The organism is Duganella sp. Root198D2 (genome assembly GCF_001428585.1).
Taxonomy (GTDB): Bacteria; Pseudomonadota; Gammaproteobacteria; order Burkholderiales; family Burkholderiaceae_D; genus Rugamonas.
Map to the genome: position 1 here is coordinate 87,574 of NZ_LMIC01000010.1, position 19,253 is coordinate 106,826.

Below are 19,253 nucleotides of genomic sequence, written 5' to 3' on the forward strand. Positions count from 1 at the left end.
TTAGCGCCGGTATTTTTTCAAGAGCGTGTTGAGGTGCGCTCGCCCGTGGGAACCGTACCAGTTCCAGATCTCCTCGGAAGCTTCGCGGTTGTTCTCGTAATAAGCCCGGTTCAACGCCAGCCACGAGTTAATGACGAGCAGCGGCTTGCGCAGGCGGATGAACTCCTTGCCGTAGCGCGCCGCCACAGGCGCGTCCATGTCCTCCGGCGTCGACAGCGAAATGGCAAAGCCGTCGATGCGCCCCAGCTTGAGTTTTTCGAAATTGAGGTCGGGATTGGAGGCGCCGGCATCGACTTCCACACCTGCGCTTTGCAGGTATTTGACGTGCGGCGCGCCTTGCGAAACACCGACGATACGCCCGCGCAAGGTGACCGCCGGATCGGCATCGACCGGCAGGTAGTCGCGCGCGCGCACAAAAACCACGACGTAAAGCGGCATGGCGCGCGCCGCATCAAGCTTGCCTTGCTTGTCGCGCGGATAAACGACATTCGGCAGTTCGCCCACCACCTGCGGATCAAACAGGGACATCGCATCGATCGCCCCCTCGTCCAGGCTTTTGTGCAGGCGCGCCGGCGGCATGCGCACCATCTGGACCCGGCAACGGGCGCTGGCCGCGGCATCGCGCGCGAGTTCGGCCAGTGCGCCAGGCGGCTCAGGAGCCTCCGGCCCGGAGCCGTTGTAATAAGGAGGCACCGCCTTGTCCGTATAGCCGTAGCGCAGCGGCTGGCAAGCGCCCTCCGCCTGCCCCACGAGCAGGAAACTTGTCAAAATGGATAACAACGGCCAGGCGCGCATCGAACTTCGGGAAAAGTGGACCCTGCAAGTATAGCGTTCGTCGCCATACACCGGCTTGGCCACTCGCCTACGTCCGGTCAGGCGTCACTCCTACATCCTGGCAGCGGGCTGCAATTATCATTGAAGCAGTAATCCTGCTGAACACGGAGGAAATCATGAGCAAGCCAAGCCAAGCCGGAAAAAATGGGCGCAACAGCAAGCTGCAAGAAACCCAGAACAGCAAAAATGCGGGCAACGCATCTTCTGCAAAAGGCAACAAGCAGTCAGCTGCATCCGAGGGCAAGTCCAGGCAACCAGGAACTGCCTCAAAATCCAGGTGATCAAGCTATCGGCGGCCGGTTCTCCGGTGAGAAGTGGCTGTGCCGACCGAAATGGTCGAGGGTCTTGTCCCAGGCCATATCGGCAGCGGCGCGTAATTGGTCGCGGCCCTTGGCTTGTGGGAACGACTCGATGAAACGATCATAGTCGGCGACGAAGTTGCGCGGATCGCCACCCGGCATGTCCATTTTCAGGTCAAGGCTGCGATCCAGCTGGTTGCCGACCCACATGGCCTCGTGCATCGAGTGGCCGCCGTCGTAGTTCAGGAACATCATGGTGCCCAGCAAGGCGTCCTTCGGATCGACCTTCCCGCCCTGGTCCAGGATATCGCCCACCATGTGCATCACGATATTGGTCGAGCCGGACACCCCGCTGACGAACGATACGCCATGTTCGAGTGCGGTGTGCAATTCCGGACTGGCCTGCTCCAGGTTGGGACGGTTCCGGTCTCCCGGATGCATGGCCGATTCCCTGCCGCGAACGATGTCGGGCTGGTGGTGCATGGTGATTCCTGATTTCGGCGCCATGCGGTTGGCATTGGCCGCTCCTTCCGTCAGCCGCGCGGCCGCAGGGCCCACTACATTGGCGTAATTCCGGTTCGCCTTGCCCATCCATGGCGCAGCGCCGTGGGCCTGCATGCATAGCGACATCTTGACGCTCACGTATGGAATCGCGATGCAATCAAAGCCATTGTCCATCGGTGCGCGCAACAGGCGCTTCAGCGCGCCGAGAGCATGCTCGGGGCGCGCATTGAAAAAGGCCTCAAGCTCCGGTGACTTGGTTTGCCAGCCCCGCCGCTCGTGACGCATCATGCCTTGCACCTGGAGCGCAACATCCTGCTGCGCTTGCCGCGGCAGCGCCTTCAACGCCAGGTCCAGGTGCAAAGCCAGCGCGCCCATGCCCTGTTTGACGTTCGCCGGCGGGTCGCGAACCAGTTCGGCGATCAGCACCGATTCCATGGCGCGCCCGTAGATGTTGTCGTGCAGCCGCGTCTCGTAGCCGTCCGCCGAGGCGGGGATGTCGTGGCGCAGGCGTTTCACCAGTTTGCCAAGGCCCTCCAATCCCGCTTGCCGGCAATCAGCCTCCACCTGGCGCAACCAGTCCTTGGTCTCGTCGGGCCGCAACTTGTGCTGCATGGTGCGGTCCATCGTTTCGTATCCCAGCTCTTTCAGGAACTGGCGGTGTTCGGGGCGGGCGTCGTGCCGCATATCCCGTATCGCGTAGCCGAGATGGGTCAGGCATTCCATCGGCATCCGCTTGGCCTCGCGCGGGGCGCGGGAGGGGCCCAGGTCCTTGCTCTCCTGGGCATGGACCATTTCGCCGACGTCCCTGACGATGTCGCCCAGTGCGCCCGCAGTCATCCGTGTGCGAGGATCACCCAGCCAGTCGCAGACATCCTGGATAAACTGCGCTGCGGGTGTTCCGTGCAAGTCGTAACGCCGCGTGGTGTTATGCAGCATGTTCACCGCAGCTTGCTTGCCCAACATCTCCGCGTACCGGGCGTCTGCCGGCGAAAGCGTGCCGCTATCGAGCGCAAGCTTTATCTTCGGCTCTGGCGATCCGCCGGCATTTCGCTGCCGGGGATCGTGGGCACGCGACTCATGCCCAAGTACCAGGACGTTGCCCACCATGTCGACGTTATGTTTGGTGTCCCATTTCACCATGTCCAGCACGGTGCTGTTGCAGCCTACCGATTGCGACGGCGGCCCCTCGGCTTGCGAAGTAGAGCCGCGCCATTGCGACTGCAAGGGATGTACCGTCCCGGCGCGCGGCGCAGGCATGCGCGCTGACGGCTGCGGGCTGCCTTGCGCCGGTGCGCGCGCCGGCGGCGACAAGGATTGCGTACCGCCCGCAGTCGGCGGCAAGGCTGGCAAGGGACTGTAGCCGGCTCGATTGAGCATTGCATCTCCATTCACTCTGTTCGGTCACCGAAACGACCTCACTTGGTGGCGCCAGCAACTGCTTTGGTTCCTCTTACGAATCATGGACGCTTGAGCCTGGAGCGCGCCGATGCCGCCCGCTCCCGCACGACGCACCCATGCGCATGATCGTTGATCAGCCCCATGGCCTGCATGAAGGCATAGACAGTTGTCGGCCCGACGAATTTCCAGCCCAGTTTTTTGAGCGCTTTGGAAAGGGCGATGGCCTCATCGGAAGTCGAAACGGTTTGCGGTGCGGCCATCGCATCCTGGGCCGGTTCGAACTTCCAGACGAATCGCGCCAACGATCCCTCGCTTGCGATCAGCTCTTTCGCGCGCTTGGCGTTGTTGATTACCGCTTCGATCTTGCCGCGATGGCGGACTATGCCCTCGTCCCGCAGCAGGCGCTCAACGTCCCGTTCCGAGAAACGCGCAATGCGTCCGATATCGAAGTTATGGAAAGCACGCCGGAAGTTTTCACGCTTGGCCAGAATCGTCCGCCAGCTCAGTCCTGCCTGGAACCCCTCCAGGCAGATCTTCTCGAACAGGCGGGCGTCGTCGACGACCGGAAAACCCCATTCGAGGTCGTGGTAATGCAGGAACTCCGGCGCAGCACCGCACCAACGGCATCGCGCGCCGCCATCTGGCCCAGCAAACAGTTCGCCCACCATGCTCCTCCCTAAAAAAAATGGATTAGGACACTCGTCCTACATAAATGGTAGGACGCTCCCGTCGACCTTGTCAAGCGAACATCTCATGCCGGACCCTGAATAAATTTGGCGGCGGTGTTATGCTCAGCGCGATAAATTCGTTGAGACCCGCATGAAATCCCTGGCTAACGCTATCGCACAATGGACCGAGGACGTCGAAGACTACCAGTCCCCGGTTACCAACCTGTACATGTACCGGCGCAACGAGCCGACAACGCCGAACGTTTGCCTGGTGGAGCCCAGCATCGTGATGGTCGCGCAAGGCGCCAAGCAGCTGGTGATTGGCGAACAGTGCTACCGCTATGATGCCCAGCGTTTCATGGTGACTTCCCTTAACCTCCCCGGCAGCTCGCAGGTACTGGAAGCGAGCCCGGACCACCCTTGCCTTGGCCTGGTGTATAAGCTCGACCTGCGCACCATTGCCGAACTGGCGACGCATAGCAGGCGACCAACGCCGGCCGACATTGCCATCCAGGGAGTGGCTGCTATCGGCAGCATGACGCCCGGGCTGGCCGAGCCCTTCCAGCGCTTGATCGCACTGCTGGACGAGCCCGAAGCCTTGCCAGTGCTGGCCCCTTTGATCGAACGCGAAATCCACTACCGGCTGCTGCTCAGCGACCAGTCCGCGCGCTTGCGCCAGATCGCCTCGGTTGGTACCCAGAGCTTCCGCATCGCACGAGCGCTCGACTGGCTGCGCCTGCATTACGCGCAGCCGCTGCACATCGACGAGCTGGCAGCGCACGTCAAAATGAGCGCATCCAACCTGCACCTGCATTTCCGCCAGCTGACTACAATGAGCCCCTTGCAGTACCAGAAGTGGCTGCGCCTGAATGAAGCACGGCGCCTGATGTTGAACGAGCAGCTCGATGCCGCCAGCGCTGCGTTCAAGGTCGGCTACGAAAGCCCCTCGCAATTCAGCCGCGAATACAGCCGCCTGTTCGGCGCGCCGCCCAAGCGCGATATCGGCGCCATGCGGCGCGACGCTGCCGCTGCCTGATACGCCAAAGAGGATCAGGCAAGAAATCAGTGGAATCGTGCTATCAGTTGCCAAATCCCGCTCCCTAGAATGCAAGCTTGCATTTCCACATGAGCGGAGAGTACGGAATGATCACACTGAATATCAACGGCACGACGACACGCGTTGACGTCGCTGGCGACACCCCATTGCTGTGGGTGCTGCGCGATAAGCTGCAAATGACCGGCACCAAATACGGCTGCGGCATGGGCTTGTGCGGCGCCTGCACGGCGCACCTGGATGGCACCCCGATTCGCTCGTGCAGCACGCCGGTTTCGGCTGCGGTCGGGAAGAAGATCGTCACCATCGAAGGCGTCGACCGCGCGCGCATTGGCAAGGTAGTACAGGAGGCATGGAAAAAGCTGGACGTTGTGCAGTGCGGCTACTGCCAGTCCGGCCAGATCATGAGCGCTGTCGCCCTGCTGGAAGGCAATCGCAAGCCATCGGACTCGGACATTGACGCCGCCATGGCCGGCAACATCTGCCGCTGCGCCACCTACGTGCGCGTCCGCGCCGCCATCCACGAAGCCGCACAGGAGCTGGCATGAACATGAATCTTCCCCGCATTGAAAACGGCAGCCGCCGCGATTTCCTGCGCAGCGCGGTACAAGCTGCGGCCGGCTTGACGCTGGCCCTGTACCTGCCTGGCACGCAGGCCGCGGCTCCTTCCGCCGCTGCAGTCCCGGAATTCGAGCCGAACGCCTTTGTCCGCATCGGGACGGACGGCATGGTCACCGTCATCGCCAAGCACGTTGAAATGGGCCAGGGTGCGTACACCGGCCTTGCCACCCTGGTAGCGGAAGAACTTGACGCGGCATGGTCCCAGGTTCGCGTGGAAGGTGCACCGGCGGACGCCCGCCGTTACAACAACCTGGCATTCGGAGCATTCCAGGGCACTGGCGGCAGTACTGCCATGGCCAACTCGTGGGAACAGATGCGCAAGGCCGGCGCCAGTGCCCGTGCCATGCTGGTCTCGGCCGCTGCGGCACAATGGAAAGTGCCTGCCGGCGAGATCCGCGTCAGCGAGGGCGTTGTCACGCACGGCGCAAACAAAGCCACCTTCGGCGAGCTGGCGCCAGCCGCAGCACTGTTGCCGGTACCGGCCGACGTGGCGCTGAAATCTCCCCGGGACTTCAAGCTGATCGGCAAGCACGCGCCGCGCAAGGACAGCGCGGACAAGGTCAATGGCCGTGCGCAGTTCACACAGGACGTGCACCTGCCAGGCATGCTGACGGCTGTTGTCGCCCATGCGCCGCGCTTTGGCGCCACGGTCAAATCCTTCGACGCCAGGAAGGCCAAGGCGATCAAGGGTGTGGTGGACGTGGTGCAAATCCCGAGCGGCGTAGCGGTGCTGGCGCATGACACCTGGAGCGCGAAAAAAGGCCGCGACGCGCTCAAGATCGACTGGGACGAATCCAGGGCGTTCAAGCTGGGCAGCGAAGATATCTTCACGCAGTTCCGCACATTGGCGCAGCAGCCTGGCCTGGTCGCCCATAGCGCCGGCGATGCCGACACCGCCCTTGCGCGGCCTGGCCGCGTGCTGCGCGCCACCTATGACTTCCCCTACCTCGCACACGCACCGATGGAGCCGCTGAACTGCGTCGTGCGCATCGGCGAAGGCGAATGCGAGTTGTGGTATGGCGCCCAGTTCCAGTCCATCGACCAGCCATCGGTCGCCGCGCTGCTTGGCTTGCCGCCTGAGAAAGTGAAGATCAACATGCTGTACGCCGGCGGCAGCTTCGGCCGCCGCGCCAGCAAGGACGCCGACTTCGTACTGGAAGCGGTGCAGATCGCCAAGGCAAGCAAATCGCGCGCACCAATCAAGATGGTCTGGCTGCGCGAAGATGACATGAAGGCCGGCTACTACCGCCCTGCCTTCCACCATGCGCTGGAGGCGTCGCTGGGCGAGGATGGCCGCCCAACGGCATGGCGCCACCGCCTCGTCGGCCAATCGATTCTGGCCGGCACTGCATTTGCCGGCATGATGATCAAGGATGGCATTGATGCTGTTTCCGTCGAGGGGGCGGCCAATCTTCCGTATGGCATTCCGGCCATGCGCGTCGAACTGCATACGCCGACAGATATCCAGGTTCCGGTGCTCTGGTGGCGTTCGGTCGGCTCGACCCATACTGCCTACTCCACCGAGACCTTTATCGACGAACTGGCGGGCACCGCCGGGCAGGACGCCGTCGCCTACCGCCTGGCGCTGCTCGACAAGCATCCGCGCCATGCGGGCGTATTGAAACTGGCCGCTGACAAAGCCGGCTGGGGCCAGCCGCTGCCGGCGGGAGCGAATGGCACGCGCCGCGGCCGCGGCGTCGCAGTGCATGAATCCTTCGGCACCTATGTTGCCGAAGTAGCCGAGGTGACCGTGAACGCCGATGGCAGCTTCACAGTCGACCGTGTCGTGTGCGCCGTCGACTGCGGCATGGTCGTTAATCCAGATGTGGTGCGCGCACAGGTCGAAGGCGGCGTTGGCTTTGCCTTGTCGGCTGCGCTGCATGGCGCCATCACGCTGAAGGACGGCGTGGTGGAGCAGTCCAACTTCCATGACTATGCGCCTATCCGCATCACCGAAATGCCGAAAGTGGAAGTGCATATCGTCCCGTCTGCCGAGAAGCCTACCGGTATTGGCGAACCGGGCGTACCGCCGCTGGCGCCTGCGCTGGCGAATGCACTGGCCGCCGCAACCGGCAAACGGGTGCGCAGCCTGCCGATCCGCACGGAGGAGTTGAAGGCCTGATGGAAAGTGTCGACTTGCAGGTGCTGGAGGCCGCCCGCCGCTGGGCGGCCGAAGGAAGGCGCTACGCGCTGATAACGGTGGCCCACACCTGGGGCTCGGCGCCCCGCCCGGCCGGATCCTGGCTCGTGATTCGCGACGATGGCCTTGCCGTCGGTTCCGTATCGGGCGGCTGCGTTGAAGACGACATCATCGCTCGCATGCGAGAAGGCCGCCTTGGCGAGCGCCTGCCATTCAGCCTGGATTATGGCGTCACCCAGGACGAAGCCGCGCGCTTCGGCCTGCCCTGCGGCGGCGCGCTGCAACTGGTGGTTGAACCGCAGCCGGACGCCGCGCAACTGAACGAACTGGCCAGCCGCCTGGAACGGGGCGAACTGGTATTGAGGGAAGTGGACCTGGCACAGGGCGCCTCAACGCTGGCCGCCGCGCGGCGCGGCGACACCCTGAACTGGGATGGCCGGCAACTGCGCACGGTGCATGGTCCGCAATGGCGCTTGTTCATCGTCGGCGCCGGCCAGATTTCCTGCTACCTTGCGCAAATGGCCCAGGCACTGGACTACGACATCACGATCTGCGAGCCGCGCTTGGAATACGGCGCAGAATGGCGCGTGCCGGGCACGAAGCTTCTCACTTCGATGCCCGATGACGCCTTCCTGTCCATGCACGCGGATTCGCGCACTGCGGTCGTCGCGCTGACCCATGATCCTAAACTGGACGACATGCTGCTGTTGGAAGCCCTGCGCTCCCCTGCCTTCTATGTTGGCGCGGTAGGGTCGCGCGCCAATGACGGCAAGCGACGCGAACGCCTGTCGCACCACTTCGACTTCACGTCCGAAGAACTGGATCGGCTGCACGGCCCGATCGGCCTGCCCATCGGCAGCCACACGCCGCCCGAAATTGCCGTCGCCATCGTGGCGGAAATGACTGCCGTCCGCCACGGCGCGCCGATCGCCCTGCGTAACGTCCTGCCCTGAGACCTTATCGAAGTTGCCAGACCAGGCCGAGCTTTTCAAAACCCCGAATAATCCAGCCGCCAAAATCCAGGTGCCTGGGTTCGTTCATCGCAGAGGTTGGGCGTGCATGATGGTGGCTGTGCAAACCCTCGCCCAGCAATAGCAGCGCAAAAAAGATATTGTCGCGCGATTCGTTTTCGCTGCCGGCCACCTTGTTTCCAAACATATGGCCGAACGAATTGACCGACCAGGTCAATTGGTGAAGCAAGGCGACCCGCGCAGCGCCGGCCCAGAAGATGCATCGATACAGTTCATCTTCGCCGCCCAGCCAATAGCCAACGGCGCCGGGCAAAATGAGGCCTGCCGCGACAATCGGCCAATAATAATTCGACAGGAACGAAATGCTGCGATCGGCAAGACAATCCGGCGCATAGCGCGCTGACTGTGAGACACGTCCGTAAAGCATCCAGCCAACGTGGGCGTGGAACCAGCCTTGCAGTCGATTCGAGATGGGGCCGCGGTCGGAATACCATGGCGAATGCGGGTCGAATTGCTTGTCGGCGAAGCGATGGTGCCGCCGGTGGTCGGCCACCCAGCGGGTGATATCGCCTTGCATCGCCCAGGTTCCCAGCACGCCCAGGCACACCTTGATGAAGCCACTGGTCTTGAATGCATGATGCGTGAAATAGCGATGCATGCCGATGGCGACGCCCATCACGGTTAAAGCAAAGAAAACGGCAAAGACCAGCGCAGTCGCGACCGTTGGCGCAAGCTGCCTCCCGCCGCCGGCAGCCATGGCAGCCATCAACATCCAGGGCAAGAAAATGGAGGCCAGATTGAGAACCCTGTTACTCCAGTTTTCCTTCAGGTCTTGCGAGATACAGGGATCCTTCATCACCCACGCTCGAATTAATTCAACAACAATATACTATTATCAATCTTCCCCTCCCGCAACAAAGCTTTGGGAGGTGTCGCGCCGCAAGTCGGGCTCGGCATCGAACAGTGCCTCCAGCCAGCGCGCGAACACCTTCAGCTTGGGCGAAGCCATGCGGCCTTGCGGATAAACCAGCGAAACGGGCATCGGCGTGGGCGGCGTATCGTGCAACACCTGCACCAGCGCGCCGCTGGCGAGATGATCGCGGACAAGGTAGGTCGCCGTCTGTACCAGGCCCAGTCCCTGCAAGCCAAGCGTCGCATAAGCTTCCGCGTCGTTTGTCGCAAGGGTGCCGGGCATATCGATTTTGCGTTCGCCATCACTGGCGCTGAACGCCCAATCAAAGGGACGGCCCGTGCGTCCCGAGTAATGCAGGATCGCCTTGTGCTGCGCCAGGTCTTCAAGCGATTGCGGAGCACCATGCGCGGCCAGGTACGAAGGCGCGGCACAGCTCACGAAGCGCATGGTGCCAATCTGGCGCCCGATCAGGGCGGAGTCCTGCAGCGCCCCCACGCGCAAGGCGCAATCCACGCCGTCACGAACCAGGTCTGCCAGCCGGTCACTGAGATTCAGCACCAGCTCGACGTTCGGGTAGGCGCGGCAGAATTCCCCAAGCCGCGGTATCACCACTTTGCGTCCCACCGCGCCACCCAGCTCTACACGCAGCAGGCCCTGCGGTGTCGCGTTTTCGCTGGCGCGGAAAGGTGCCTCCGCTTCGTCCACCGCGGCGAGGATCGCCATGCAATGGCGGAAGTATGCCGTGCCGTCGCTGGTCAGCGCGAGCGTGCGCGTAGTTCGCTGCAGCAGCTGCGTGCCGAGGTAGGCTTCCAGCTTCTGGATCGTCGCTGTCAGCGCGGCGCGTGGCAGGCCGAGTGTTTCCGCCGCCTTGGTGTAGCTGTTTGCTTCCACGATGCGGACGAACGTTTGCATGGCTTTCAGGCGGTCCATGGCACTCCAATTGTTCACTTATTGTGAAAAGTATAGAGCATTTGTTGCCTAATTATCTTTTGGACCCGCTCGCGCAGAATGCCCCCATGCTTTCCACTACCGGAGTTCAAATATGAAAAATGACATTTCCCGCGGCATGGTGGCCTTGCTGGCAGGCGCCAGCGGTCTCATCGTCGCCAGCCTGTATTACGCGCAAACCCTGGTCGGCCCTATCAGCGCTGCAACCGGCCTTTCGCCTGAAGCAGCGGGCCTGATCGTGACCCTCACGCAGGCCGGCTACGCACTCGGGCTGCTGTTCGTGGTCCCATTGGGAGACCTGCTGGAAAATCGCAAGCTGGTGTTCGTTGCCCTGCTCTTTGCTGCAGCAGCACTGGCGGCAGCCGCTTCCAGCCAAACCGCAATGCAGTTCCTTGCTGCCTCGCTGGCCATCGGGCTCGGTTCTGTCGCAGCCCAGGTGCTGGTGCCCTTCGCCGCCCACCTGTCGCACGAAGCGACGCGCGGACAGACCGTTGGCAAGGTGGTGAGCGGATTATTGCTGGGGATTATGCTGGCCCGCCCCGCGGCGAGCCTGCTTGCCGATTTTGCGAGCTGGCGCGCAGTATTTGGCGCAGCCTCCGTGCTGGTGGCAGTACTGGCTTTCGTGCTGCGCGCGAAACTGCCTGAGCGCGTGCCTACCGCACCGCTTTCCTACCAGCGACTGATTGGTTCGCTGTGGCACCTGTTCCGCGACACGCCTGTGCTGCGTCGCCGTGCGGCTTATCACGCAGGCCTGTTCGGCGCCTTCAGCATGTTCTGGACGGTTGTGCCACTGGTGCTGGAAGGTGAACGCTTCCATTTGTCCCAGACCGGCATCGCATTGTTTGCCCTGGTCGGCATGGCAGGTGCTGTTGCCTCGCCCATCGCCGGCAGGCTGGCAGATAAAGGCCATACGCTGCCAGCAACCGCTGGCGCGCTCCTGCTCGGGGTTCTCGGCTTTGCGCTGCCGCTGTGGGTACCTGAATCGCGCGTCGTTGCAATCGGCATGCTGGCCATTGCTTCCATTGTGCTCGACATGGGAGTAGCTGCCAACCTCGTGCTGGGGCAGCGCGCCTTATTTGCGCTGGGCGCAGAGGTGCGCAGCCGCTTGAATGGCATCTACTTCGCAGTGTTCTTCACAGGAGGTGCACTGGGCTCGGCGACTGGCGCCTGGATCCTGGCAAACTACGGCTGGCGCGCAGCGCTGCTGGCCGGCATTACCTTCCCGGCCATCGCCCTGCTCTACTGGGTCACGGAAGCGCTGGCCTTGCGGCCACGCCATGCACCTACGCCGGCTCGACACCCTGGAACATATTGAAAACCCGGCCGGGGTCGTACTGCTTCTTGATTTTCGACAGGCGCGCATAGTTCGCACCGTAGTACGCCGGCTGCCATTCTTTCAGAAGCGGATCGAGATAGTTCACGTAAGCGCCGCCGCTGCTCCAGGCTTTCATCACACCGCGCATGCGGTTGGGGAACGTCGTGTCGTAGACGGCGCGCGACTGCCAGGTGGCGTATTCCACACTGAACAAGGCCTTGCGGTGGACAAAGGCGCTTGCATCTTCTGCGACACGGCTGATCGCACCACCCATGTGGTCGAAGATGTATGAACCGGAAATGCCGGCAGCCATGGCATCTTTCACCGACTGGTTCAACGCCGCGATGCCTGCCGCTGGCAGCAACGCGTTAAAGAAATCGGAACTCAGCACCTCGTCATAGCGGGTCTTGCGTCCTTCCGGCGAATAGCCGCTCAAGCTGCACTCCTTCAACGGAATCCCCGTGCACATGCTCCACGCCACATCGCGGTAAGGAAGCTGGCTGATGGCGGTGCTCATATCGTTGCTGGCAACACCTGTCGCAGCAAGGAAAGCGTTCCAATAAGGTTGCAGGAAACTGGAAGTGCCGAGGCAGTAGGCGGTAACGGTGCATGAGGCGCCACTTGAACCAAACTGCATGTAGATCTGCGCCCAGATATTGTCAGGCAGCGACTGCGGCCAACGCTGCCAGGCATCGAACATCGCGGCAAAATCCTGGAAACGGAAATCGGCGCGTGCGACGGTTATGTCCTCGATCCGATGGGTTTTGAAGGTAAAGGACGTGGCCACGCCGAAATTGCCGCCGCCTCCGCCACGCAAGGCCCAAAACAACTCTGGCTCCGTATGCGCATCGCAGCTAAGCAAGCGCCCATCCGCCGTCACTACCTCCGCCGCCAACAGGTTATCGCAGGTCAGCCCGAACTGCCGGTCGAGGATGCCGATGCCCCCGCCCATGGTGATGCCTGCAATGCCCACCGTCAGGCAGGTGCCGGAAGGGATGCAGACCCCGTTCGCAATCAAGGTGTCATATACCTCGGCCAGCCGCGCACCGGCTCCGACCTTGGTCGTGCCATTGGCATTGACCTGGATCGCATTCATTGGCGTGACGTTCAGTACGATGCCGGTGGTGGTCGACGTCCCGGCCCAGCTATGGCCGCCGCAGCGCGGCGTCACTGCCAGTCTATTGTTGCGCACGAAGGCCAGGCCGGTCCTGACATCCTCCACCGAATTGCACTTGATGATGGCCGCAGGTTTGGTGCCGTCGAAACGCATATTCGCCAGCAGGCTCGCGGCAGCATAGGCGCTATCGCCAGGTCGCAGCAACTGGCCGCCGAGTGAAGCCGATAAGCTGGTCCAGTTCAGCCCCGCCTCTCCCGGCGGAACCGGGGTCGAGGGACTACCGCTCGAACCACCGCCGCCGCACCCTGCCAGCAACGCTGCCGCCGCACCTCCCGATAACTCCAGAAACCGCCTGCGATCCATGTGCTCTCCCCTGATAACGCGCCAACTCGGCCGAGGGAAGTGATATTATCATTAAATCAATTAATTGGTATGTGATTGGTATACATCAATCAAAAGCCAGGGCGATAGCGAGGCCAATGAACAGCAAAGCAGTGCCACGCTGCAGTATCGCCATGCGCCGACCAGACATGATCCGCGCACCTGCTGTAGCAGCCAGCAGCACATAACTCAGGTGCGCGACAAAAGTGCACGCGACAAAGGTCAGGCTAAGCAGCAGGAAGCGCATGACATCCACCGCGCCCGGCGGCATAAATTGCGGGAACACCGCCGCGAAAAACAGGATCGCCTTGGGGTTGCTGCAAGCGACCAGCATGCCGCGCCGGAACACCGCACCGCGGCTGCTGCCCTCCGGCGCACTCGCCATGGCAGCAGCCCCCACCTGCCCCGCATTGCGCCATTGCTTGACGCCCAGCCAGGCAAGATATGCGGCGCCCGCCAGCTTGAGGGCGGAAAAAGCCGGTGGCCACGCCTTGAACAGCAAGCCCATGCCGCCCACAGCCACGCAAGAGACAAGGAATACTCCCACGGCATTGCCGGCGGAACCGTATGCAGTGCGGCGTGCGCCCAAGGTCAGCGTGGTGGAAACCGCCAGCAGCACGGCTGGGCCTGGGCTGAAGGTGGCGGCAAGGGCCATGGCAAGGAAAGCCAGCCAGAGGGAAAGGGTCATTGTTGTCATGCCGCCAGTATCCAGCCTGCAAGCAGGATTAAAAATACCCTAAAATTAACAACATCTTTAACTCAGAATTAAAAATGCATGGACAAGATGCGCAGCATGGAAGTCTTTGTGCGTGTGGTGGATGCGGGCAGCTTCAGCGCCGCAGCGCGCACGCTCGACATGTCGACCGTGATGGTCAGCAAGCACGTTGCCGCCCTCGAGCAACTGGTCGGTGCACGCCTGTTGCACCGGACCACGCGCAGCCAGAGCCTGAGCGAAATCGGCCGGCAGTACGCCGAGCAATGCCGGCATATCCTGCAACTGGTACACGCGGCGGAGACAGGCGCGCTTGCCATGCGTACGGTCCCGCGCGGCACGCTGAAGATCAGTGCACCAGCCGCATTCGGCAGCCGCTGCCTGGCGCCGGCCATGGCCGAATATCTCGAATCCAATCCCGAGGTAAACCTCGAGCTTGACCTATCCAACCGATTGTCCGACCTGGTGGAAGAAGGCCTGGATGCTGCCATCCGCATTGGCCCCTTGAAGGATTCCACCATGGTAGCGCGCCCGCTGAGGTCTTTGCAGATGATGGTGTGCGCAGCACCAGGCTATCTGGCGCGCCACGGCACGCCACGCACGCCCAGCGAACTGTCGCAGCATCGCTGCCTGGACTTTTCGCACTGGCGCCACGATGCGCGCTGGCGTCTCGGGCAGCTCGGCACAGAAGAAGGCACATCACCCCATTGTCGTATGCGCTCCAATAATGGCGAAGCCTTGCGCTTGGCAGCGGTCGCGGGCCTGGGCCTGGTGATGCAGGCCGACGCCGTGCTGGCGGACGAAATTGCCGCCGGTCGGCTGATCCCTATCCTGCTAGAGTTCTGGCCGGCGCCACGCCCAATGCACCTGATCTACCCACGCGACCGGCAGTCGACGCCCAAGCTGGCCAGCTTTGTGGAATTCGTGGTGCAGCGTTTCGGCACCACGCCTGGGGCTCGTGGGAAAACCGCCAGCTAGTCACACGGGGGTGGGCAACTCAGTTTTCCCCTATCAGGCGTCGCATAAGGAGAGATTTGAAATCTCTACGCGTATCACAAATGATATAGATATATGCGATGTTGGCCTGGATTTGGTAGATCAGCCGATTCATTCCGCTGACGACTTGCCGATATTGATGGAGATTCAGACTGCACAGCTCATCCGGAATAACACCGTTTTGTAGAAATACAGCAAATCTGGTCACGCAACCCAATTGGAATTGCAGAAAAGCTTCTCGAGGCTCCGCATTTGCAACGAATGCCTGAGGCCAACACCTTCAATCGATGGAGTGACGTCACGCATTAGGGCTGGATCGATAGAAATTGACCTGCTACCTAATTTAGTACGGCCCCGAACTGGAGTCTGCGGTTAATAACCCTTCCGCAAATTGCTTCGGTGTCAGATTCCTCGGCGTACTGTGCGGACGCTCCTCGTTGTACTCGCGGCGCCAGGCTTCGATCACCTGGCGTGCATGTCGCAGCGAGAGAAACCAGTGCTCGTTCAAGCATTCATCGCGAAACTTGCCGTTAAAACTTTCGACGTAGGCGTTCTGTTGCGGCTTGCCGGGCGCAATGAATTTCAGCTGGAGCTTGTGCTGATATGCCCATGTGTCCAAGGTTTTTCCTGCAAATTCCGGACCATTGTCTACGGTCACTGAGCTTGGTAAGCCGCGAGATTCTGCCAGGCGTTCCAGCACTGCGGCGACACGCCAACCAGGCAGCGAGGTGTCGACTTCAATTGCCAAGCATTCCTTCGTAAAGTCATCCACGATGTTCAGGCAGCGCAGGCGCCGTCCATCGACAAAGCCGTCCGAGACAAAATCCATCGACCAGCTCTGGTTAGCGCCCGTGGCCAGCACCCGGATCGTGCGCTCAACCCCAGCGATGCGTTTACGTTTCCTACGCCGAACCATCAATCCTGCCGCGTGGTACACGCGGTAGGTACGCTTGCAATTGAGCGTCCATCCTTCTCTGCGCAGCAGCACGTGCAGGCGACGGTAACCATATCGCCGTTTCTGGCCTGCGAGCGTCGTTAGCCTGGCCAGCAGTTCGTCATCGTCCGGACGCTTCGCTGCATACCGGAACAAGGATCTGGAAATCCCGATTAGCCCGCAAGCCCGTGTCACGCCCAGCGCATGGATACTCATTAAATGCGCGACGGCGAGTCGTTTCGCCTGCGGGCTTACCACTTTCGACTAACCATTCCTTTAACGCCGCGTTATCCAGCATGGCATCGGCCAGCAGATGCTTGAGCTTGGAATTTTCGGATTCAAGCTCCTTTAACCGCTGCGCTTGTGAGACCGTCATCCCGCCGAACTTCGTCTTCCAGTTGTAAAACGTCGCCTCGGCAATGCCGTATTTCCGGCTTAGGTCAGCCACCCTGGCGCCCGCCTCAGCCTCCTTCAACACGCCAATGATCTGCTCTTCCGTAAATCGCTTTTTCATGCCTGCCTCCCATGTTGTTGGCGCTGACCGAAAATTGACCCACCTAGAAGCTGTGTGCTGATCGAAAACTGACCCAGGTGTTCTACTACCCCTGCCCATAACTTAGGCAGGAGATTAATAGGTGATCACCATGGAAATGTTAGGCAAAATCCGCCGCATGCACCTGCGCGATAAGCTCTCACTGCACGAAATAGCGAAACGCACTGGTCTGTCCCGCAATACCATCCGGGCTTGGCTGCGCAAGCCCGATCCTAAGGCAGCGCCGAAGTACCAGCGCCGTCCAGTCCCACTCAAGATTGATCCTTACCGAGACTCGATAGTCCAGGCGTTGAAAGCCGACGCGCACCGCCCGAAGCATGAACGCCGGACAGCGAAGGCATTATTTGCCCAGATCCGTGCCGCCGGCTACAACGGCTGCTATCCGCAGGTAACGAAGTTTATTCGGGAATGGCGTCAGCAAGAAGGCAAGGCTCCCAAGGCATTCGTGCCGCTGCAATTCGAGCTAGGCGATGCCTTCCAGTTCGACTGGAGCGAGGAAGGTATTGTTATCGGCGGCGTTTATCGAAAGCTGCAAGTGGCCCACATGAAGCTGTGCGCCAGTCGGGCCTTCTGGCTAGTGGCCTATCCAAGCCAAGGCCACGAAATGCTGTTCGACGCGCATGCACGCTGCCTAGCAGCACTTGGCGGGGTTGCCCGACGCGGCATCTACGACAATATGAAAACGGCGGTCGACAAGGTCAACAAAGGCAAGGGGCGCATCGTCAACGCCAGATTCGCGGTCATGTGCGCACACTACCTGTTCGATCCCGACTTCTGCAACACCGCTGCCGGCTGGGAAAAGGGCGTGGTGGAGAAAAACGTTCAAGACAGCAGGCGCAGAATCTGGATCGATGCCCGCAACCGTCGTTTCGGCTCGTTCGAGGAACTCAACACTTGGCTAGGTGATCGCTGCCGGGCTTTATGGCAAGAGCTGCGCCATCCAGAGCACCGGGAATTCACGGTCGCGGAAATGCTGGAACAAGAGCAACTGCACATGATGCCCATGCCAGCGCCTTTTGATGGATACGTCGAGCAGTCGGTGCGCGTGTCTTCAACCTGCCTTGTAACTGTAGCGCGTAATCGCTATTCCGTGCCGTGTGAGTTGGCCGGCCAGGTGGTCAGTGCCCGCCTGTACCCTAATCGGGTCTGCGTTGCCGCTAGCGACACCATTGTCGCCAGCCATGTCCGCATTACCGATCGCGGCGACGTGCGTTACGACTGGCAGCATTACATCTCTCTGATCGAACGCAAGCCTGGTGCGTTGCCCAATGGAGCGCCGTTTGGCGACCTGCCTGCACCCTTGCAGAAATTACGGCACGGCTTGCTCCGCCATCCCGGTGGTGATCGACTGATGGCGCAGGTGTTGGCGGCCATCCCGGTCTCCGGACTGGATGCCGTGCTAGTGGCAGCAGAACTGGTCGTCGAATCAGGCGTCCTGTCTGTCGAACACGTCGAGAACGTGCTCGCCAGGCTGCACAGCACACCTCAACCTCCAAGCGCTGCCACGGCTCTGCAACTAACCGAGGCGCCGCTTGCCGATGCTGCGCGCTACGACAATTTGCGGGAACTGGCTCAATCGGAGGATGATCATGCGTGACCTTTCTGTTGAACTCAAGGGCCTGCGCCTGCACGGCATGGCTTTAGCTTGGAGCGAACTGGTCGCCAAAGGAGGCGCCACATTGGAAACAAGCAGTTGGCTGCTAGAGCACCTGTTGCACGCTGAGACCACTGATCGAGCAATGCGCACTGTTCGGCACCAGATGCATGTGGCAAAGTTCCCAGTGCATCGCGACTTGGCTGGCTTTGATTTTGATGCGTCTCGAGTCGATCAGAAGTTGGTACGGCAGCTGGGGACGCTGGCCTTTACCGAGACCGCCCAAAATGTTGTTCTGGTCGGCGGCCCTGGAACCGGCAAGACCCACTTGGCAACCGCTATCGCAATATCTGGGATCACCAACTACGCGAAGCGGGCCCGATTCTTCTCAACGGTTGATTTGGTCAACACGCTGGAACGCGAGAAACGCGACGGCAAAGCCGGGCGACTGGCGGCGGTACTACAGCGGGTGGATCTGGTGGTTCTCGACGAGCTTGGATATCTGCCTTTCAGCCAGGCCGGAGGAGCACTGCTGTTCCATCTCCTGTCGAAGCTGTACGAACACACCAGTGTCGTCATCACGACCAATCTGAACTTCGCGGAATGGTCTGGTGTATTTGGCGATGCCAAGATGACGACAGCATTGCTGGATCGCCTGACCCACCACTGCCACATCGTTGAAACTGGCAATGAATCCTATCGGTTCCAACATAGCAGCATGGCAGCCAAAGGAAGAATTCGGCAACGGGAGCAGAAGCGCAGTCGAAATGACGAAGTCACACCCTCCGCGCAATGATATAAATCGTTTATACCATTAACCCCCGATGCCGGACGAAGACAAGGGTGTCAGCGCAAAACGCTGACACCCTTGTCTTTTTTGTTACACTTATCCACAGTTGCCGGAAAGAATGGCAATATCCGCCCTGGGTCAAATTTCAATCAGCAGGGTGGGGCAGAATTCACGCAGCGCCAACACCGGTGCTGTCTCAGTCTCGAGCTGGTTCAGCTTGGTATAGGTGTAATTCCAGCGGCGGTCGGTCTCCGTAGCGGACGGGCGCAGGCTGGCAAGCGTGGCGCCATCCTGCCAGGCCACGGGCGTGGCGTAGCGCATCTTACGCGAGACATTGCCTTCTTTGTCGTACACCGTTTCGGTCAGGGTACCCATTGCGTCCACGCTTCCCACCTGCTGGCCTTTGCCGTTGTACAGGTAGTTGGTCGCTGCGGCGCTGCCCGCTACCGCGGCACGCAGGTCAGCCAGGCATAGACACGGCGCGCCTGCGCCCCAATCCCGCCGCAAGCTT

General features: G+C 61.1%; 18 protein-coding genes. 9 read left to right on the forward strand and 9 right to left on the reverse strand.

Features of this window, described 5'->3' with window-relative positions; translation table 11 throughout:
- Positions 1-768, reverse strand: coding sequence for a hypothetical protein (locus ASE26_RS11410; protein ID WP_156397919.1), 768 nt, complete (start codon positions 766-768; stop codon positions 1-3).
- 182 nt (positions 769-950) lie between these two features.
- On the opposite strand from ASE26_RS11410, the gene ASE26_RS30575 reads away from it, so the two are divergent.
- The gene (locus ASE26_RS30575; protein ID WP_156409916.1) at positions 951-1,115 is read left to right on the forward strand and encodes a hypothetical protein; all 165 of its coding nucleotides are present in this window, start codon (positions 951-953) and stop codon (positions 1,113-1,115) included.
- Here the strand turns inward: ASE26_RS30575 and ASE26_RS11415 are convergent, their stop codons facing one another.
- Together ASE26_RS11415 and ASE26_RS11420 are read right to left on the reverse strand one after the other, a co-directional pair.
- On the reverse strand, positions 1,116-3,014 hold the full coding sequence (locus ASE26_RS11415) for a hypothetical protein (RefSeq protein WP_055927520.1): 1,899 nt from the start codon (positions 3,012-3,014) through the stop codon (positions 1,116-1,118).
- An 80-nt stretch (positions 3,015-3,094) separates the two neighbouring features.
- The gene (locus ASE26_RS11420; protein ID WP_055927517.1) at positions 3,095-3,703 is read right to left on the reverse strand and encodes a DNA-3-methyladenine glycosylase I; all 609 of its coding nucleotides are present in this window, start codon (positions 3,701-3,703) and stop codon (positions 3,095-3,097) included.
- Positions 3,704-3,854: 151 nt separating this feature from the next.
- Between ASE26_RS11420 and ASE26_RS11425 the strand changes: the two genes are divergently transcribed.
- From ASE26_RS11425 to ASE26_RS11440, 4 genes are all read left to right on the forward strand, one after another.
- Positions 3,855-4,739 carry an AraC family transcriptional regulator gene (locus tag ASE26_RS11425; protein ID WP_057246270.1) on the forward strand — a complete coding sequence of 295 codons (885 nt, stop codon included), beginning with the start codon at positions 3,855-3,857 and terminating at the stop codon, positions 4,737-4,739.
- 107 nt (positions 4,740-4,846) lie between these two features.
- A complete protein-coding gene (locus ASE26_RS11430; RefSeq protein WP_057246271.1) occupies positions 4,847-5,305 on the forward strand; it encodes a (2Fe-2S)-binding protein in 459 nt (152 codons plus the stop codon).
- Entirely contained in the window at positions 5,302-7,500 is a 2,199-nt protein-coding gene (locus tag ASE26_RS11435; protein ID WP_373922075.1) for a molybdopterin cofactor-binding domain-containing protein, read from the forward strand. Before ASE26_RS11430 ends, ASE26_RS11435 begins: the two co-directional genes overlap by 4 nt.
- Positions 7,500-8,471, forward strand: a complete 972-nt coding sequence (locus ASE26_RS11440; RefSeq protein WP_057246272.1) for an XdhC family protein — start codon at positions 7,500-7,502, stop codon at positions 8,469-8,471. The genes ASE26_RS11435 and ASE26_RS11440 overlap by 1 nt, the downstream gene beginning before the upstream one ends.
- 4 nt (positions 8,472-8,475) lie before the next feature.
- Here ASE26_RS11440 and ASE26_RS11445 read toward each other — a convergent pair whose 3' ends face one another.
- Together ASE26_RS11445 and ASE26_RS11450 are read right to left on the reverse strand one after the other, a co-directional pair.
- Positions 8,476-9,345: an acyl-CoA desaturase gene (locus ASE26_RS11445; RefSeq protein WP_055927506.1), complete on the reverse strand. Its 870-nt coding sequence runs from the start codon at positions 9,343-9,345 to the stop codon at positions 8,476-8,478.
- A 39-nt stretch (positions 9,346-9,384) separates the two neighbouring features.
- Positions 9,385-10,332, reverse strand: a complete 948-nt coding sequence (locus ASE26_RS11450) for a LysR family transcriptional regulator (RefSeq protein WP_055927503.1) — start codon at positions 10,330-10,332, stop codon at positions 9,385-9,387.
- 112 nt (positions 10,333-10,444) lie between these two features.
- Between ASE26_RS11450 and ASE26_RS11455 the strand changes: the two genes are divergently transcribed.
- Positions 10,445-11,665, forward strand: coding sequence for an MFS transporter (locus ASE26_RS11455; protein ID WP_229207087.1), 1,221 nt, complete (start codon positions 10,445-10,447; stop codon positions 11,663-11,665).
- Here the strand turns inward: ASE26_RS11455 and ASE26_RS11460 are convergent.
- On the reverse strand, positions 11,634-13,145 hold the full coding sequence (locus ASE26_RS11460) for an FAD-binding oxidoreductase (RefSeq protein ID WP_082591341.1): 1,512 nt from the start codon (positions 13,143-13,145) through the stop codon (positions 11,634-11,636). The genes ASE26_RS11455 and ASE26_RS11460 overlap by 32 nt on opposite strands.
- Before the next feature lie 85 nt (positions 13,146-13,230).
- Entirely contained in the window at positions 13,231-13,860 is a 630-nt protein-coding gene (locus tag ASE26_RS11465) for a LysE family translocator (RefSeq protein WP_229207086.1), read from the reverse strand.
- Positions 13,861-13,938: 78 nt separating this feature from the next.
- Here ASE26_RS11465 and ASE26_RS11470 point away from each other — a divergent pair, with 78 nt between their 5' ends.
- On the forward strand, positions 13,939-14,853 hold the full coding sequence (locus tag ASE26_RS11470) for a LysR family transcriptional regulator (RefSeq protein ID WP_055927495.1): 915 nt from the start codon (positions 13,939-13,941) through the stop codon (positions 14,851-14,853).
- Between the two features lie 361 nt (positions 14,854-15,214).
- Here ASE26_RS11470 and ASE26_RS29890 read toward each other — a convergent pair.
- A protein-coding gene (locus ASE26_RS29890) for an IS3 family transposase (protein ID WP_156397917.1) occupies positions 15,215-16,319 on the reverse strand; the annotation gives its coding sequence in 2 pieces (ribosomal slippage) (positions 15,215-16,070 and positions 16,069-16,319; 1,107 coding nt in all).
- A gap of 130 nt (positions 16,320-16,449) precedes the next feature.
- On the opposite strand from ASE26_RS29890, the gene istA reads away from it, so the two are divergent.
- Entirely contained in the window at positions 16,450-17,955 is a 1,506-nt protein-coding gene (istA, locus tag ASE26_RS11490; RefSeq protein ID WP_156397930.1) for an IS21 family transposase, read from the forward strand.
- Positions 17,948-18,748: an IS21-like element helper ATPase IstB gene (istB, locus tag ASE26_RS11495; protein ID WP_055927489.1), complete on the forward strand. Its 801-nt coding sequence runs from the start codon at positions 17,948-17,950 to the stop codon at positions 18,746-18,748. The genes istA and istB overlap by 8 nt, the downstream gene beginning before the upstream one ends.
- Positions 18,749-18,880: 132 nt before the next feature.
- Here the strand turns inward: istB and ASE26_RS30580 are convergent, their stop codons facing one another.
- Positions 18,881-19,249 carry a hypothetical protein gene (locus ASE26_RS30580; RefSeq protein WP_055927486.1) on the reverse strand — a complete coding sequence of 123 codons (369 nt, stop codon included), beginning with the start codon at positions 19,247-19,249 and terminating at the stop codon, positions 18,881-18,883.
- Positions 19,250-19,253 lie beyond the last annotated feature (4 nt).

Coding starts and splice junctions, on each gene's coding strand:
- ASE26_RS11420 (WP_055927517.1), bottom strand. CDS start 3,703: ATGGTGGGCGAACTGTTTGCTGGGCCAGATGGCGGCGCGCGATGCCGT.
- ASE26_RS11455 (WP_229207087.1), top strand. CDS start 10,445: ATGAAAAATGACATTTCCCGCGGCATGGTGGCCTTGCTGGCAGGCGCC.
- ASE26_RS11470 (WP_055927495.1), top strand. CDS start 13,939: ATGGACAAGATGCGCAGCATGGAAGTCTTTGTGCGTGTGGTGGATGCG.
- istB (WP_055927489.1), top strand. CDS start 17,948: ATGCGTGACCTTTCTGTTGAACTCAAGGGCCTGCGCCTGCACGGCATG.
- ASE26_RS11465 (WP_229207086.1), bottom strand. CDS start 13,860: ATGACAACAATGACCCTTTCCCTCTGGCTGGCTTTCCTTGCCATGGCC.
- ASE26_RS11445 (WP_055927506.1), bottom strand. CDS start 9,345: ATGAAGGATCCCTGTATCTCGCAAGACCTGAAGGAAAACTGGAGTAAC.
- istA (WP_156397930.1), top strand. CDS start 16,450: ATGGAAATGTTAGGCAAAATCCGCCGCATGCACCTGCGCGATAAGCTC.
- ASE26_RS11460 (WP_082591341.1), bottom strand. CDS start 13,145: ATGGATCGCAGGCGGTTTCTGGAGTTATCGGGAGGTGCGGCGGCAGCG.
- ASE26_RS11440 (WP_057246272.1), top strand. CDS start 7,500: ATGGAAAGTGTCGACTTGCAGGTGCTGGAGGCCGCCCGCCGCTGGGCG.
- ASE26_RS11435 (WP_373922075.1), top strand. CDS start 5,302: ATGAACATGAATCTTCCCCGCATTGAAAACGGCAGCCGCCGCGATTTC.
- ASE26_RS11450 (WP_055927503.1), bottom strand. CDS start 10,332: ATGGACCGCCTGAAAGCCATGCAAACGTTCGTCCGCATCGTGGAAGCA.
- ASE26_RS30575 (WP_156409916.1), top strand. CDS start 951: ATGAGCAAGCCAAGCCAAGCCGGAAAAAATGGGCGCAACAGCAAGCTG.
- ASE26_RS11430 (WP_057246271.1), top strand. CDS start 4,847: ATGATCACACTGAATATCAACGGCACGACGACACGCGTTGACGTCGCT.
- ASE26_RS11425 (WP_057246270.1), top strand. CDS start 3,855: ATGAAATCCCTGGCTAACGCTATCGCACAATGGACCGAGGACGTCGAA.
- ASE26_RS11415 (WP_055927520.1), bottom strand. CDS start 3,014: ATGCTCAATCGAGCCGGCTACAGTCCCTTGCCAGCCTTGCCGCCGACT.